The sequence below is a fragment of the Kitasatospora sp. NPDC006697 genome, from assembly GCF_042869935.1.
GTDB lineage: Bacteria > Actinomycetota > Actinomycetes > Streptomycetales > Streptomycetaceae > Kitasatospora.
Genome location: NZ_JBIAGU010000019.1, coordinates 38,598 through 56,097, shown reverse-complemented (window position 1 = coordinate 56,097; position 17,500 = coordinate 38,598). Strand labels below are relative to the sequence as shown.

The following is a 17,500-nucleotide window of genomic DNA, read 5'->3' as shown; positions in this document are numbered from 1 at the left end:
CTTTCAGGGGGCAAGGGGACAGGTTGTCGAGATGGTGAGACATGCGAGCTCAGCCCCAGAAACCGAGCTGTGCGTCATGCCCAATCTCGCTGAGGCTGAACAGGCCATCTTCGGCGGAGGGCTCGGATGCTGATCCTAGGTCAGGCGTTTGATGATACGAAGACTTGCCCTCCGGGCTAGGAGCACCTGCGGCAGGCTCCGGCAGTAGTGGGCGGGTGAGGGGTACGGAGCCAGCGGGATGGCGCGGACCGTGGCCGGGAAGCGGGGTGAGCGCAGGGTCCACGTAGGCGACGCCGGAGGCTGAGGCATCAGCCATCGCGTCGTAGCGCTCGATGATCTGCCTCTTGGTGGCCTCGAACAGCTCAGGGGTCCTATTACGGAAGGCGCGGAAGCTGTCCAGGATCAGCGGAAGGTCCTCCGCTGGAATGCCGTATAGGTGGAAGAAAGCAGCGTCGAGTTCCGCACGGAGGAGAAAGCGGCGCTGCTCATCCCATACGAAGGGGCCGCCGGTATCACCGAGGTAACGAGCGAAGGGAGCCAGGTCGTAGGCGGTGTATGTGAGCTCGAGGACACGTGCGCGGATCCAGGCATCCGGAGTTGCCCCCGCGAGCCACGCGGCAGGAGACCTGAAGGTGGACGGCGGAAGGATGGGCAGCTGCTCGAGGTAGGTGTAGGTGAGGTGAGCGCCGGAGATCTTCTGCCTCGCCGCAAAGTCGAGGGCAATCGAGGAGAGATTTGCCAGTAGGGCTTCCAAAGGCAAGTCCAACCGGCGTGGAAGAAACACTGGAGCCGTGTGCCCGACCGCAGTTCGCGGCATCACCGAGCTGATGACCGTACGCTCATCAGAGTAGCGACACACATCACGCCATCCGATCACCCAGTCATGCGACCATTCCGGCTTACCCTTCTTCGGGTCAGCCGCGAGCCGGTCATCCACCTCGCTCTCAGTCACCCAGTAGCGCGGCACCGGAAGGTGTGACGGGTCAGCATGATCCTCGAGGGCCAGGCGGGGCAAGGTTCCCTTGTTGAGCTGAGCTTGCGTGGCGCCCTCATAGGTTGAGAATCGGGAGTCGTACAAGTGAACGTGCTTACCCTCGTACAGCGGGACCGCACGTCCCTGGCCCAATTGGAAAATCGTGCCATCGCGGGTCCAACCGTCAGCTTCGAGTTGCTCAGCAGTCTGGAACAGGCCGGAGTCGCCTGACATGTGGAACATAACCTGGAAGGCGAGTTTCCATGGATTGCTGTCGCCGCCTACTTTACGCCACAGCACTCTCCCGCCTTCGTGCAGCTTTCGCAGTACCCGTACGTGCTCGGGCCCCTCGCACACCGGCGACGTCACGGTGTTCGGATTGATCTCCTTGAAACCAGCCGCATCGAGCGTGAACTCTCGGTCGTCCAACTGGTCCGGACGCCGTGCCTGGAAGGCAAGGCGCACCTCCTGAACTGCCTTCTCCGGACGCCCAGTGACGAACAGGCAAAATCGGTAGCGGTTCGTCACATCAGCAAAGAGCTTCTCCTCGTTCTCCATGTCCAATACCGCCACCAACTGTCGCCGCTCAACCAGGTCAGCGAAGAACGGTGCCGTCGTCTTGTCGGTCGCGATCCCCGTAGGAACCACGATCCCTGACATACCTTCAGGCGCGAGCAGCGTCTGCGCCTGCTCGGCAAAGACGGCATACAGATTGACGTCGCCGCGGCCAGCCAGCGGAAACAGACCGGAGTCGCGAAGCATACGAGTCGTACCGGCTGCCTCGCGCTGAGCGATCCGCCAGCTTTCGTGGAGCTCGCGTTCCACGGAGTCTTCGCTCAGTGCCAACGAGTCGATCAGCTTCTGCCTGGCTGAGGCGTTAGGGGCATCGGCGACTGCCTCGTCCCGGGCGGCGAACCACTCCTTCTGTTGGATCTTTACGCGGTCCCACGGCGGGTTTCCGAGCACCACGTCGAAGCCGCCCTGCCAGCCGGCAAACGCGTTATGGTCCCCGGATTCATCGTCCTCCACCCTGAAGATACGGGGGAACTCGAGATGCCAGTGGAAGAACTGGTTACGCGAGACGATCGCTTCGAGCTCCTGCTCCCCGGCCTTCTCCCGCTCCAGGATCTCCAGCGCTGATTCAGGGCCCCGTTTGGCCAGTTCTGCAGCGGTCGGCGCGGGGATTCCCGGCAACATGCCGCCGGTCGCGACCCTCCGCAGGGTAGCGCTGGTGATGGCCGGCGGGGCGCCCTCATGCTTGCGCCACAGGAATGCGGCACACCAGGCGTCAGCCACCCGGCGGGCAAAAGTCAGGCCTGCGGATGCCGCGAAAGCACGGTGCTGGCGCGCCTGTTCCCGAACCTGCGCGAGTGTGCGGCTGGGTAGCTTAGCAAGCTGGTCAGCGGCGACGCGGAGTTCTACGGTCCCGACTCGCACCAGCGGTTCCATCAGTGCGTCCTGCACCGCGCCGCCCCGATAGGCGGGCCGCTCCTTCTTGTTGGCGGCCTTGAGTGAGGACACTATCTTTCGATCATCACCCGGGAGCGGCTCGAAGGCGCCGTCTGGCAGTCCTGCCGCCAGCAGGTTGGGGGTCGTGCCCAGAAGCGCATTGCCGACCTTGATCCGGTTGTCGAGATAGGCAAGGGGCTGGCCCGGCACCAATGTCTCCAGCCACAGGGAGACCTTGGCCAGCTCGGCTGCCAGTGGATTGAGGTCTACCCCATGGACACACTCGCGTACGACATCGGCCATGATCTCGCGCACCCGGGTCGGAGTCGGCTCGTCGTGGCCAGTTTCCATGACCGCGTAACGGCGGGCGATTCGCCGGGCGGCGGCGACCAGCACATGCCCCGATCCACAGGCCGGGTCGACGAAGCGGATCTTGAGGAGGTCCTTGGGGGCTCCTCTCTTCTTCGCGAATCGCTCGATTACCGGATCCAGGGCATTGTCAAGTAGCTTCTCAATCACGGAGGACGGGGTGTAGTAGGAGCCGGTGCCCTTACGCTTGTTTCCCGCGAGGTTCTGCAGCCAGAACGCCCCAGTCTGCGAGTCGTAGCGCGGGATGAGCTCGAGCAACGACTCGTAGATGCTGCCGAGTTCCTCCGCGCCTAGGTGACGGTAGTCCACACGCTGGGCGCGCCCCTGGTCGTCGGCGACGATGGAGAGCAGACGCACTGCGTTGAGGAGATGCTCGTTCGAGAGCTCACTGCCGCGCAGAGGTTCCAAGCTCCCGAGCAGGGTGCCTCGTGCGGCCCGGCCGCCTCCGGCGCCGTCAAGGGTTTGCGCTTCGTGGTCCTCGCGAAAGTACAGCCCACCGAGTTCGGGGAGCGCCAGCTCCTCACAACCGCCCTCAGCCCCAAGAGCGTTCAGGACCAGGGCCAGCCCTTCCCAAAGGTCAGTATTACGGTCACCCTTTCTGCGGGAGGCGATACGGCGCAGCCGGGCAGTGGAGAAGTAGTCCAGGTAACGCTTGCGAGCGTCCCGGACCGCCGCATTGTCCCGGCTATCCAGGAGGGCTTCGCGGTCTTCGGCAACGCAGAGGAAGATCAGCTGATAGGCAAGCCGGAGCAGTTCGTGGTGGAACTCCTCGAGGGCTGGCCGGCCGCCCGTGGCCAGCGCATCCGTCAGGTGCTTATTGTTCTGGAGGAATCCAGTACCAAGTTCACTGAGTGCACGTTCGACCTGGTCGCGCAGGCGGTTCCGAGAGCGGGTACCAGTTTCGATGGCATAGTTGCGCCACCATTCCAGGCGACAGTCGGCCGCAGTGAGGGCAAGCCCGATGTCCTCGCCGGCAGCACCCTCTCCCTCCTCCTCCGCATCAGCTTCATCTTCAGGTGGCGTGACGTCGACAAGCGCTTCCTGACCGGAATTTACACCATCAGGCCCGCTTGCATTCCTCCGCTGCTTCTTCTCCGGCTTGGCGACCAGCTCGAATCGCGACGCGTGCAGCAGCGCGAAGAGCAAAACAAAGTCCGGGTAAAGGTTGCCGTCAAAAATAGCTTCAAGGTCAAATTCAATGTATGCGGAGCCCACCAGTGCGGTGGAGTCGCGCAGCAGTCGCAGCGTCCGGCCGTTGGAAAGAAGGCCCCATAGGTGCTTGTCCGAAGTGTTGAGGAAGTCCTGCAGCATGGACTGCGGGGCACGGGTGGCAAGTGTCCGGTCAAGCGAGGTGTCCCAGGAAACCAGATGGATCGGCACGTGGCTGCTGTACTGATGGCTGACGGGCCAGACAGTGTCCGGTCGGGCGCCGGCCGTCAACTTGCCGACGTAGGACAGCTTGCCGTAGTCGAGTGCCTTGAAGAGAAGCAGCATCCAGTCGCTACGGGTAGTGCCTTCGGTTGAGACACCGCCAGGGTGTTCGGAGAGGCCTGCGCGAAAGTTGGCGTACGCGGCCTTAAGGGTGGCCCACTGGGTGCTAGCCGCTTCCCCGAGGCTCCCTCGCGCGCCGAGCCAGTAGTCGGATGGGGTGACTCCTGGCAGCTCGGGGTCTTGATTGGCAATCTGCTGTAGGAGTGCGACTGGCAGGAGGCCGTTCTCCACGCGTACGGCGGTGAAGGCGGACATCGCCGGCTGCTGGTCGGCGGGGGTCAGGTGCGCGTATGTGGTCACCGAGATCCTCCGGCGGGCAGGTAGACGTACACCCCGAGGATGTCGGGCGTTCCCACGGACTGGGCGTCAATACGGCGAGCAGCGGCGGCGCCGCGGGCGCGGCCGCGCTCACCCGATGCCTCACGTACACGCATGTGGGCATCTCTTAGCTGTTCGGCGAGGGCTCGGCCTTGCTGTTCGAGCTCAGGCTTGAGCTCCGCCGTACGGGTGACAGCCCACTTCGCTGCAGCACGGCGGAGCTCAGGGAGGACGTTGCCGTCCGGGACACTGGCGAGGAGTGCGGCTGCTTGCTCGTCCGTCAGCCACTCTGCGGTATTGCTGCCGTCTACTGTCTCGCTGGGACGCCAGGCGAGAAGGCGAGCGTCTTCAGCAACGCGTTCGACGTCAGGTCGGCTGGTGCCGGTTGCTTGTCCGCGGGCCGGCGCGGATCGGTCGGGCAAGGTCAGGCGAAAGCGGAAGCGGGTGAGCAGCAGGACGGTCCGGGTTTCGACTGCGGTGGTGCGAATCACACCAAGTCGCCGACCGGGGCGGTCGCGGTCGCTGATGGTGGGATCGAGGGCAGCGTCGAGGATATAACGGGCAATGGCCCGAACGGCGGGGTCGGTGCGGACGAGTGCCTGCTCACCTGGGGCGACGGGCAGGTCCGCGCGGAAGATCAGAGTGTGGCCTACGGCCTTCTTACGTGCACCACGCGCCGTGATCGCGCCCTTGGCACTGGTGGCGCCGATGGCGGCAGCCAGGGCTTGGTCGGCTTCGTCGTAGACCCCGAAGGCGTGTCGCAGGCCTGGGGGCAGGGGTTCGGCCGCAGCGGTGAAGCCAAGGCTGGCTGAGTCCGCGCGCACGGGCGAGCCGAGTGCGCCGAGGGCTTCGCGGGTGAAGTCAGCGATGTCAGAAAGCTCGCCTAGATCTTGCTTGAGCGCATCGAGTTCGGCAGTGACCTCTTCGGGCCGCAGTCCAGCCTGGGCGTGCTTGGTGAATGTCTTGGACTGACGAGCGGCAGCGCTCTCCCACTCCTTGTGAGTACGGTCGCGAGCAGCTCCGAGCTCGTGGTCCTGGCCTAGATCAAGGGCTAGTTGCTCCGGCCCACCGCGGCCGCGCAACAGGAGACTCTGGGTCAAGGCCTTGAGGACGCTCTCGCCGCCGTCCGGGATGGCTACGTGTACGCCAGTACGTCGGGCAATGTCACGGTACTTGCGGATGAGGACTTCCAGGACGACGCCGTCGATGCCGGTGCCCTTGTCGAAGAGTGTGACCGCACGGACCAGCTCCCGGCGCTGTCCGAAGCGGTCGACGCGGCCTTCGCGCTGCTCATGGCGGGTGGGGTTCCAGGAGAGGTCGTAGTGGACGACTGCGCCGAAGTGCTCCTGCAGGTTGACGCCTTCGGAGAGGCAGTCAGTGGCAACCAGGACATGGCGTCCGGGAAGCTCTCCTAGCTTGTCGATGCGGGCGCGGCGCTCCTCTGCGGGGAGCTCGCCCGTGACGTGTTCGACGTGGACGTTGCGGCCCAACGTCTTTGCCAAGTGCTCGGCGACGTACTTGGCTGTGGGGATGAACTGGCAGAAGACGATGGGGTCATAGCCGTCGAGGAGCAGGGCGTCGACTTCGTCGATGAGCGTGCGCAGTTTCGCATCGCTCTCGGCCCCTGCGGTTTCCAGTTGGCCGGCGCGCTTGGCGAAGCCCGCAAGCCGCGGGTTCGCCAGCTTCTTCGCGACCCCAGGGGCCGCGCCGTCGGCCGGGAAATCCTTGTCGAGAAGGGTGCCGAGGATACCGTCGATGCCTTCTACATTTTCGTCGTTGGTGAGCTCCATGATCGCAAAGCGAAATTCGTCGGCTTGCTCCGGAGTACTCGCGCTGGCGACGCCGGCTCGGGTGTTCAACGTGGCAACGGCCGCGGCGGGTGAGGAGAGCACGCAACGCAACAGGGTAAGCAATGCCCACCAGCTCATCCGCTGGCCGAGTGTGCCGTCCGTTCCCCGGACCTCTTCACGGGCGTAGGCGAGGATGTCGGTGATAAGCGACTTGTAGGAATCGTCGAGCGAGTAGGGCGCCTGACGCAGCTTCCGATCAGCAGGGAAAGGGGTGTCCTGGCCGTGGAAGCGCAGGATGTCATTGCGGCGGCGCTGGATGAAGTGCCGCGCCAGCAGGTTGCTGTACGCGTCTCCGCCACGTGCGAGGCCGTTGTCGCTGGGAGGGCCCAGCTTGGGGTCGAGCAGCGCGGTCAGCTTGTCGAAGGCGTCGGTATTGCCGCTGTGCGGGGTGGCGCTGACCAGGATCAGGTGACGGGTCGGGTCTGCAGCCAGCCCCTGGAGCAGTTCGTAGCGCTGCTGTCGTCCTGCCCCGACTCCGACACAGGAGTGAACCTCGTCGACGATGAGCAGATCCGGGCATGCCTCCTGAAATCGTAGGCGGAGCTCGGGCTGCTTGATGAAGTCGGTGGAGACCACCGTGATGCGGTGGCGATCGAAGATACTCTCATCGGGGTTGAGCCCACGCTGCAGTTTGGCGGCGGTCGACGGCAGGACGAGTTCTGCTTCCAGGCCGAACTTGTCGCGCAGCTCTCGCTGCCATTGGTCGGCGAGAGCAGGGGAACAAAGCACGGTCAGGCCGCGTACAGCGCCTTCCTCCAGCAGCTCCTTGGCAATCAGAGCGGCTTCGACGGTCTTGCCGACGCCTACGTCGTCGCCGATGAGGAGTCGTACAACGGGCATCTTCAGTGCCATCATCAGCGGCACGAGCTGGTACTGCCGAGGCTGCACGGCCAGGCCCGCAAGACTGCGGAAGGGGCCGGGACCCGCGGTGGCGGACACCCGCAGCGCGGTGCGCAGCAATCCGGCGGCAGCGAAGTCCCCGATTTCATCGCTGCCGACAGCCGGGGGTTTGAAGCCAGGCTCCTTGATCTCGTGCTCGAACAGCGCCGTGACAAGTTCGAGGTCGCCGTCGAGGGGTCGGGCGACCACTAGATTCCCGGCCGAGTTGGGGAGGACTACCCAGTCGCGACCACGTGCATTGACCAGGTCACCGGGCGCGTACTTCCGGGAGACGGGGTTCGAGTCAGTCTGGCTCACCGTGCGGCCCTGCCGGTGCCGAAGACGCTGGGGTACTCACGCACGGTCTGCTCCCACTTGTCGTTCATCGTCTCGTCCTCGTTGCCACCGGTCAGACTGCGGGACGGGAATCTGATGACCAGCCAGCCGTCATTGGCGAGCCGGTCCTCAGCCGCAAGATCCCTGCCTGACGACATCGTCCGCCGATCACCGGTACCGGTGTCGTGACCGATGTCGTCCACGAAGATAGCCACATCCGCACCCGGCAAGCGGTAGATGAAGTCAGGAAGGGCCCTGGCCCTTGCCACCTCGGCTCCAGCCATGTCCGGGAGCCGGTGGCCCCTTTCGCGCAGCCAGCGCACAAGGTCCTGGCCGGCCTGGTGCTCCACCTCGCCCACCAGGGTCTCGGCAGCCTGCTGAAGGCTTTCCTGGACGGCTTTGACAGTGCTACCGGCTACCGGGCTGGAGCCGTCAGCTCCCACAGCCGAACAGTGTGCCAACGCCATCAGCAGGGGAACGGCGCTGTGCCTGTCGATCTGCGTGTGGAAGCCTTGGTTGGCGTACGAGAGCAGACAGTCATAGCAGCCTCGCTCGCAACGCTCCCGCGCACCAGGGGCCTGGCCCAGGTCCGCACCCGTGGCCGGGTCTATGTGGATGATGTCCAGCGCCGTGCGCGCCACGTCCGCCAGGGCTCCGGGCTCATCCCTCAATCGCCGCAGAACGCCCGCGCCGCCTTCTGCACCCTCGACGAACAGCATTCGGGCGCGGTCCTCGCGATCTGGCAACCCCTCGCTGGACAGCTCCGAGTCCTCCAGCTGGAAATATGCCTCAATGCCGCGTTCCAGGGCATAGCGCAAGGACACTGCCGTGGTCCGACGCTGCTCCTCGTCTCCGGAAAGGGTGCGCTCCAGACGAAACACAGAGATGTTCTTCTGGTCCTGGACGTAGGGCACGACCTTGGTGGTGCGCTGAGCATCGGCGAACGAACCGAGGCCCTCGTCCTCGGCTGCCAACTCCTGGTCACGTTTGGCGGCCTGGCCGTCACCCAGCCACACTCCGCGCACCGGGTCGAGCCAGAACCCGATGTCAGCCTGGTGCTGTCGGCGGCGGCGACCGAGGTTGACGACGCGGACAGTGGCTGCATCCCCGTAGGAGAGCCGGGCAATGGCCGCCGCGACGCCCTCCTGCGCGCTGTGAGCCGGGACGAAGAAGACCTCTGTGCTACCAGGACCGACCCCGGTCTCGTTGAAGCGGAAGGATGTTCGCAGTTGGTAGCCGGCCCGCAGGCGCTCCTCCTCGTCAGAGGAGATCCGCCGTACGGGCTGGGCCTTCACCGTGCTCAGCTGCATAAGCCGGCTCAGCAGCTCGACAAGGGGCGCATGGCAATGCTGGCACTTGTCCGCGCCGAGGTGCCGGTCGTGCCAGTAGCCACAGGATCCGCAGATCTTCGCGTCGGTGGTGGCGATCTCGCCGGTCTTCTCCCCAACCGGGATCTGCACCTGGTTGACCTTGTACCGGGCGCCCTCGTGGTAAATCAGGGCTCCCGGGCCGAACTCGCTGATCGCAATGAAGCGGGGGCGCTGAATGTACGAGCCGCGCTGGCGCTCCCCCGGCAGATAGGCCGCAAGCGGCAGCCGTGGAAAGGAGTAGCCCGGCAGGAACCCCTCGGAGGCGAAGTACCGGTAGGTATAGAAGTCGCTGAAGGACTGCTCGTCGTCCTCGTTACGCAGCAGCCGCAGCTGCTGCTCGGCTTCTGCCCGGCGCATCTGGGCGCGGCGGCGGGCAGCCGGAGTGGTCGACAGGTCACCGGCGTGGCGGTGCTGCTCGTCGCGTTCGGCATTCGCTGCGCGGTAGAGCCTGCGCCATCGCTCGCAGGCGGCGTCGAAGGATTCACGAGCCGCTCGTACGGTGTCTTCGATCCAGCCTTCGTACCACCAACCCGTGCGCAGGAAGTCAGCTTCCAGCGGTGCCAGCACGTCGCGGGCGCGGCTGATCGCACGCCGGGCCGCTCCCGGGCTCTCCAGTTGGCCCAACAGGTCCGGGTCGAGCGGAAGCGGCAGCTCGCCGCCCGGCTCGTAGGGCAGGGCGTCGGCATTGACGACCTGGCTCATCCGTTCCTTAAGGTGAACGCCGGTCTCAGCCAGCCACAGCGCCTGGACGTGGGAGCGCAGCAGGTCCTCGTTACACAAGTCGAGGCGCGGTGGTTGAACTCGGCCTGCCACCATGAGCGCGGAACGCCGAAAGTAGTACTGATCGTGAGCGTTCCCGGTGGAGCAGTAGGTAGTGACGAGCGCGGGCTGGCCCGATCGGCCGGCGCGCCCGGAGCGCTGCGCGTAGTTGGCCGGGGTCGGCGGGACATTGCGCATCGCGACCGCGTTAAGGCTCGCGATGTCGACGCCAAGCTCCATGGTGGGCGAGCAGTACAGGAGCTTGAGTTCACCCTTGCGGAAAGCGTTCTCGCGGGCCATCCGGTCTTCGGAGGTGACCTGTGCGGTGTGCTCGCGCGCGACCAGGCCGCCGAGGTCCTCGGCGGTGTACTGGTAGAGGTCCCTGAAGAAGTGATTTACATGCCCGCCGGCCCCGTCGTCTGTCACCTTGCGCAGCGGGTCGGGCTCAGCGGTCTTGCCCTCGCCAGGCAGCCAGATCAGTGCGGAGGACTTGAGCTGGTAGCCCCGCGTGCCATCTGGTTCCTCGTGGACGACGCACAGCAGTCCGAAGCGTTCCAGCACAGCCATCAGACTGCGGATCACAGCCTCGGCGTCAGCGACCGAGATGCGCTTGCCCATGTGCTTGGCGAAGGCACCGAAGGATCCGGGACGGCGCAGGTAGCGGCCGTACGCGCCAAGCCCGCTGAAGTAGACCGCGTCCTTCTCGTGCAGCCCACGCCGGCTCCGACCTCGCCCCTTGGACTCGACAGTCTTCGTGCCACGCTTGGGCAGCGCGATGCGCGAGGAGACACGAGGCTCGTTCGGCGCGAGCGACCATGTACCAATGAGCAACTGCTGGGACTGGCTGAGCAACTGGTCGAAGCCCTCCTGAGTGAGCAAAAATTCGTTCACCGCAAGGGAGCGGCGCATCTCGTCGAGGAGGACTCGGGCGATCTGCTCCCGATGATCATAGGAATCCCCGGCTAGCAGCGGATGTGCGCCCTCCCAGCATTCCTCGTCCCGGGCGATCTCCGAAAGGCTCATGTAATCGAAATGCAGCAACCCAGTCTGCGAGAGATTGGGCATGGTCAGCCGCCAGCCACGCTCTAGGTCCGCGTAGATCCGGTAGGCAAGGACGGAGCGCAGCGCCGAGAGCACTTCCTCGCGCTGATTGTACTTCACCTCGGGGTGCTGGGCGAAGAGGGGCATCGGGAGGTCAAGGGCGTCCGACACCGCCTTTGGAAGTGCGGTGTGGCGCAACCCCTGGCCGCCCGCGTCACGGTCGGCGGCAAGGGCTCGGTAGAGCGCGCCGCGCACCTGGGTAACCTGGGCGAAGTCGTTGAAGTGTCCAGCCTGGAGGCTGGCGTCCTGTCGGTTGTCGACAAAGGCCAGGAGCTTTCGCGCCTCCTCCTTGAGCAGTGGCTGCGAGCGCAAGGACCGAATTACGCTCGCGCTGATCAAGGACACCGCAGAGCTGCGGCCCTCCGCTGAGAATGTCGCCAGCTTGGCGAAATCGCTGGACTTGAGCTGCTCATAGGAGACGCCGCAGCGCAGGCAGAAGCGGAACGGTGCGCTGACATACCAGGCGCGCAAGCCCTCGCCAGCCGTGGTGGGCTTACCCTCCGGGGCCAGCCACACTTCACGGGGAAGATCCCCCTGGCGGGCCGGTACAAGTTTCCGGTTGCCGTTGTCATCGGTCTCCACCCAAGTGGAGGGGAGACGGTCGACCACGCCTGGCGCGTCCGCAGTGCCATCCCATTCGGCTGGCCAGGGCGCCGTCTCGCTGACGTAGAGGTAGCCGTCGTCCTGCTGGCTGGGGCCTTCCGGATCCTGCCGGGCGACGATGCGCCCCTCCGCCCGGTGGGTGTCGCGAGAGACGACGAGGTAGTCGTGGCCACATTCCCGGCAGAATGCGAGCGGGATCAGCGGGCGCTCGCGATCACCGGGGACAGAGACCTGGTATTGGCTGGTGAGATAACGAGTGGCGGCCGGTTCCAGGCTGGCGTAGACCGTGTCGCCTTTGGAGAGAAACTGGTGCAACCGGAAAGCAAAGAGTGGTCGGTCCGTGTTTGGGTGGGTGGCCGCGGCCCCACCCTGGAGCATGGCTCGAATCGCTGCCGTACAACGATCGGCGTCCACCCCAGTAGCTTCCTGGAGCTGCACGGCAGCCGCGGATACGGTAACTGGCAACCGCCGGATCAGAGCCTTCTGATCCTTGGAAAGGGTAAGGCCGAAGGCGTCTTCGATCCAGCGGGCCAACGGGTCCTCGGCAAGGGTGAGATAGTCAGCCGACAGCTCGCCGGCCGCTGCTCTGACCACCGCCGCCGTCAGCTCCTCCGACGTACTGTCCGCAGAACTGCGCTTCGGAGCAGTAGCCCGCTCCAATGTCTCCCCGATCACGCGATTCGGGTGCACGATGGTCCCGAAGAGGTCCGTCGCCACCTTGGCTACGGCTTCCTGGGCCTCCTCGAACGTCTCAGCCGTTGCCATGGTCGCTGACGTGCCGATGCACTGCAGGTCGGGGGCCTCACAGGCATCCCGAAGACGTCTCACCAGCAGGGCAACGTCGGCTCCCTGCCGACCGCGGTAAGTATGAAGCTCGTCCAGAACCAGGAACTTCAGGCCGCGGGCTGCGCCGATCAGCTCACGCCGCTCGTCCGGCCTGGTCAGGAGGTACTCCAGCATGACGTAGTTGGTCAGCAGGATATCCGGTTTGGCACGCAGGACCGATTCCTTGTCACCCTTTCCCTCCTGCCCCGTGTATCGAGCGAAGGTAACCTTGCGCTGCCCAGCCGGGACGCCCCACTCGAGGTACTTTTCCAGCTCATGCTTTTGGCTATTCGCGAGCGCGTTCATCGGGTAGACGACGATGGCAGAAATGCCGCCCGGATTGGGATTACGAAGTACAGCATCGACGACTGGCACGATGTATGCAAGACTCTTGCCTGAGCCGGTGCCCGTCGTGAGTACGTACGAGTCGCCGGTAGCTGCGGCCTCGATGGCGTCCTTCTGGTGCTGGTACAAGGTGAGCGTACGATCACCCGGATCGTCCGGGCCATCTTTTGCCCGGAAATAGTCCCCACACTCGGGCTGGAGGAGTCCATCCTCGATCAGCCTGGCGACCGTACCAGCCTTGCGAAAGTTCGGGTTCAGCGAAAGCCACGGTTCGGGCCAGCGTGTTTTCGCACCGCGCTCGGCGTCAAGGTGGTAGCGGATCCGGGGGTCTCGGACATGAACCAGAGCGCTGGTGAACGAGTCGTAGTCGTCGATCAGCCGCTGGTGTACCTCGAAGACGTCCATGCCGAGTGAGCTACCCCTTGAAACCAGACAGTTGAAGCTGAGGCCAGCGGCGCGGGTCGCCTGCTCTGCCCCGATGAAGTCTATGCGGCACATACGACTAGCAGGGCCCACTTCTTCCAGACGAGCCGGTCCCGCCGGTGACGAGGAGGCGCAGCCCGTCGTTGTTGCCGGTTGCGTCCAGAGCTACCTGGACGAACAGATCAGGGCAGTCGTCATTGCGACGGGCCTCGGGCGATGCCAGCACAGGCGGGGAAGGGTTTCACAGCTGCGGTTGGCCATCCGCACCTCATACCCGCGTCCGCCTGGGTGGTGCTCTTCATGCCCTCTGCGACAGGCCAGCGGCGAACGTCTTCTACCTCCGCTCGATCCATCAGCGCCTTACGGCGCACCTTCCAGATGTGCCCCCTGCCACCTGCGGCGTTGGATCGCGCCGGCGGTGTCGGCGGTCGGTCCCGCGCCTAGAAGTGGGTCATCGGTCCGTCGACCAGGCGGGCAGGATCCGCCCAAGCTAACCAGCGAGGCGAGCATGAAGACAGCAAGCGCGGGTCGCCGGCGACCCATCGCTGATCACCTAGTGCCGCATCAGACAACGTTTGCCCCGTCCCGCAGGGCTGGGGCGAACGGATGGGTGCCGTTGCGCATTACGTAGTCTCGCGGCATGCATTCACATCGTCGTTTCGAGAATCCTCCTGCCCTGCCTCACGACGTGGTCGTCGAAACGTTGGAGCGGGCGCTCCGGGACCGGGTGCATGAGCCCGAGGCAGCGAGGGTGCTGGTTGGGACCGCGTTGAATGACGACGAGCAGAGGTTCGTCGAGCACTGGTGCGTGGAGGTCGGGACGCGGGCTGCGCCGGGCAGCCCCCTTCTCGGGCTGGCCGGCTTGTGCCTTGGACATACCGCTCGGCGCTTCGGTCGTCTCAGCGATGAGGCCATGGCACTGGCGGAGTCGCTGGCGGCGCGGGCTGAAGCGGACCCGGCGGACGTGGACGGGCGGGCACTCGACGGCTTTGACGACGTCCGGAGCTTCCTGCACCGCTGGTGAGTTCGGCTACCGCGGCCAGGCTTAGGCGACGTTTGCCCTGGCCACGAGGGCGTTGAGGTGCTTATCGGTGGCGTTCTTGTTCCGCCAGATGATGTAGCGGCGGATCATGCTGCCCTGGGCCTTGTGGGTGGGATGGTCGGTGCCATCGAGGGCGAAGTAGCGCAGGGCGGTGAACTGGGCCTCGATCCGGTTGAGCCAGGAGCTGTTGGTCGGGGTGTAGGCGATCTCGACGTTGTTCGCCGCGGCCCAGGTCCCGACCCGCTGGCACCGCTTCGTCGTCAGGTGGGGTGAGTAGTTGTCGCAGACGATGGCGATGCGCACGTCCATCGGGTGCAGCGAGCGCAGGTAGCGGCAGAACTCCAGGAACTTGGAGCGGTTCTTGGTCTTCTTGATGTGGCCGTAGAGCTGATCCTTGGCCAGGTCGTAGGCGGCGAACAGGTGCCGGACCCCGTGGGGGCGGGTGTAGGTAGCCCGGCGGCGGGGCCTGGGTTCGCGGTCGGGGTCCTTGTGCCGCCCGCCGCGTTCGGCCCACTGCCGTCCGGGGTGGGGCTGGAGGTTGAGCGGGCCGAACTCGTCCATGCAGAAGACGACTTCCGGCTCGCCCTCTTCGGGTATGACCTCGCCGTCGGCGATCGCGTAGAGGTGCTCAACGCGTGCCTTCTTCGTGGCGTAGTCGGGGTCGCGGGAGGTCTTCCAGGTCTTCACGCGTTGAAAGGAGACGCCTTCCTCGCGGAGCAGGACCCGAAGGCCCTCGTGGCTGATGTCGTCGACCACCCCCTCGGCGACCAGGAAGTCGGCCAGCTTGGCCAGGCTCCAGGTCGAGGTACAGGGAGTCGAAGCCGTCGGCGTTGAAGTTGTGGATCACGTCACGGACCCGGTCCGCGCTGGTGAACGTCACCTCGGCGATCTTGCCGACATCCATGTTCTGCGCGGACAGGATCACCATCTGGGCCCGCCGCCAGGTCACCACCGACCCGGTGCCCCGCCGGACGATCCGCAGCAACCGCCGCCCCTCGTCCTCATCAATCTCTCTGACCTGTACTCGCTCTGCCACGTGCACAGCTTGGCGCACACGCGCCGCCCAGAGCATCTCTCTGGACGACGCGTCACATCACAACGGGGCGAACGTTGTCTGATGCGGCACTAGTCGAGCTCGGTGATCAAGCACATCAGGACAGCCCTTGTCTCGATCGTGATCGGGTCCAGGCCGTCAGACACCGGCACCGATGCCTGAGGCCGAATCTCGTGGCGCGCCAAGAACAGCGCCCAGCCGGTTGACTCATCCGGCTCGCACCGTGATGATGTTAGCTCGGGCAAGCTCGGGAGGCCTTCGGTGAGCTCGGGGCTCTACGGGCACCGTGACGAGCCGCATAGAAGTGGGGACAAGAGATGCAGATCGAGTTCGATGAGGCTACAGGTACCGCCTTGCGGTCAATGGCCGCGGTGCGGAATGAGACTATCGCCAAGGTCGTAGCGTTCCTATTGCAGGAGTGGCTCGCAGCGCGAAGCAACTCTGGCGGGCACCATGAGATCCTGCGAGCAGACGAGGCACCTGTTTTCGGCGCATACGCAGGCCAGACCATCAGGGCTGTCTTCAGCAAGGCGACTAGGCACGTGCACATCGCATCAGGTGTCCTTTCAGGACAGCAGTTTGAGTCGCCGAGTGCGGCAGCAAGCGCGGTCGTTGCAGCGTTGAACCCTAGCCGCAAGCACCCGGCAACCAACGGCATGAAATTCTGGAAGACTGCGGAAGGGCACGAAATCAGGACTCTTCTCTCATAATCCTGGATTCCAGGAACCCGCCCGATCACGCCAGCATGCGCTCAATCGCCGCGCACCACACGGTCATGGCGATTGAGCGTCGGGATGGCGGGAATGCGTCCGCAGGGCCAGGACGTGTTCCGAGAAATCCACCCGCCCAGGTCACCGAGCCACGACGGACAAGCCGTGCCACGAGCCGGCTCAGCCTAATCGCTCGAGACACACCCCTTCAATGACGATGGGTCCGGCGCGCGCTGCGTGCCGGACCCATCGTTTCGTAGCGGGGACAGGATTTGAACCTGCGACCTCTGGGTTATGAGCCCAGCGAGCTACCGAGCTGCTCCACCCCGCGTTGGTAGAAGTAACCCTACGGCACTCAGCGCCCGTCGCCCAATCCGACGCCGGACCGTAGCTGGCACCGCCACTCAACTACCCCACTGAGCAATGGAATTTGCTGTGGACGCCGGGGACCTGGGCAAGTCAGGTCGACGCCGCGCCGCCGACTCTCCCTGAAACACAGGAAGCAGCCCACGCCTCGGGCAGCCAGCCCCTGCGGGAAGAAGTGGTGTAGTGGATCAGTGCAAGCCAGTGAGTGCGTGGAAGGAATTGGCCGGATGCTCCCGCACCGACCGGCCTACCTCCCACGACCAGCTGGTCGGGAAAGGCAGACCATGCGGCTCTACATGTCTGGCCTGGCGTCAGAGCGCGACGACCCGCCGCATCACCAATCGCCCGCAACGACCAGCCATGTCCTGCTGCTCCTGCCGGGGGCGCACAACCTGTGGTTGCGTTTCCGCAGGTCAGGCCACTGGCCGACGATGAGGTTCCACTGATCCGTTGGCCAGTTCGAGCTGACTGGAACAGAAAAGGCCAGCTCAGGGGCCATCTGGCTTCATCTGCGGTACCAGCCACTTCGCGCCCCCGGGGACACGCAGAACAAGGCAGGTTGAACAAATGGCATGTACACGTCACCTGTTCTCGATCCGGTAGGCCTCCCGAAGGCGCGGGAGCGCTGCCCGCGAAGTCGACGTACCCGGTCTCACCGTGCCGTAGGTTGGACGCATGAGCATCGATGCCGCCACGTTCGCCCGCCTGCGCGAGATCGCGGACGAGCTGTCCCAGCTGCCGATGAAGCCCCGGGTGGAGATCGGCCCGCAAGGTCTGGTCATGATGATGTCGCCGACCACGCCTCACGGACTGACCGCGATCCATCTGCGCCGGCAGCTCGAGCAGCAGACACCCGATGTGCTCGTCTTTACGGACACCGACATGCAGGATGCGGCAATCGGCCGCATGCGCGTGCCGGATCTCATGGTCCTTCCCGCGGATCTGATCGACTCCCAGCCCGATGAGGCGGTCAATCCGCACGACGTCGAGCTGGTGATCGAGGTCGTCTCGAAGTCCAACCCGGAGAACGACTACCGCGACAAGATCGTCGATTACTCGGCGATGGGCATCCCGCTCTACCTCATCGTCGACCCCGGCCGCGGCATCGCCCAGGTCATGTCCGAGCCGGACGGCACCAGCTACCGCAAGACCGAAACCTACGACTACGGCCAGGACGTACCGGTCGGCCGCTGGCTGCTCAGCACGGACCGTCTCCCCCGCTACCGCTGAGCTGCGC

5 protein-coding genes, 1 tRNA gene and 1 pseudogene are annotated in these 17,500 nt (G+C 65.0%); 2 read left to right on the top strand and 5 right to left on the bottom strand.

The window, feature by feature from the left end; all coding sequences use genetic code 11:
- Nucleotides 1-49: 49 nt before the first annotated feature.
- From ACFYNO_RS24895 to ACFYNO_RS24885, 3 genes are read right to left on the bottom strand one after another with little or no spacing between them, the layout of a single operon-like run.
- On the bottom strand, nt 50-4,582 hold the full coding sequence (locus ACFYNO_RS24895) for an Eco57I restriction-modification methylase domain-containing protein (protein ID WP_388016486.1): 4,533 nt from the start codon (nt 4,580-4,582) through the stop codon (nt 50-52).
- Entirely contained in the window at nt 4,579-7,647 is a 3,069-nt protein-coding gene (locus tag ACFYNO_RS24890; protein WP_388016483.1) for a helicase-related protein, read from the bottom strand. The genes ACFYNO_RS24895 and ACFYNO_RS24890 overlap by 4 nt, the downstream gene beginning before the upstream one ends.
- Nucleotides 7,644-13,073 (bottom strand): DEAD/DEAH box helicase, encoded by a 5,430-nt coding sequence (locus ACFYNO_RS24885; protein WP_388016480.1) that lies wholly within the window; start codon nt 13,071-13,073, stop codon nt 7,644-7,646. The genes ACFYNO_RS24890 and ACFYNO_RS24885 overlap by 4 nt, the downstream gene beginning before the upstream one ends.
- A 706-nt stretch (nt 13,074-13,779) precedes the next feature.
- Between ACFYNO_RS24885 and ACFYNO_RS24880 the strand changes: the two genes are divergently transcribed.
- Nucleotides 13,780-14,115, top strand: coding sequence for a hypothetical protein (locus ACFYNO_RS24880; protein ID WP_388016477.1), 336 nt, complete (start codon nt 13,780-13,782; stop codon nt 14,113-14,115).
- Nucleotides 14,116-14,136: 21 nt separating this feature from the next.
- On the opposite strand, the pseudogene ACFYNO_RS24875 reads toward ACFYNO_RS24880, so the two are convergent.
- Both ACFYNO_RS24875 and ACFYNO_RS24870 read right to left on the bottom strand, forming a co-directional pair.
- Nucleotides 14,137-15,169, bottom strand: a pseudogene (locus ACFYNO_RS24875) (IS630 family transposase).
- Between the two features lie 985 nt (nt 15,170-16,154).
- Nucleotides 16,155-16,228, bottom strand: a tRNA-Met gene (locus ACFYNO_RS24870).
- 710 nt (nt 16,229-16,938) lie between these two features.
- Between ACFYNO_RS24870 and ACFYNO_RS24865 the strand changes: the two genes are divergently transcribed.
- On the top strand, nt 16,939-17,493 hold the full coding sequence (locus ACFYNO_RS24865) for a Uma2 family endonuclease (protein WP_388016474.1): 555 nt from the start codon (nt 16,939-16,941) through the stop codon (nt 17,491-17,493).
- The last annotated feature ends 7 nt before the right edge of the window (nt 17,494-17,500 follow it).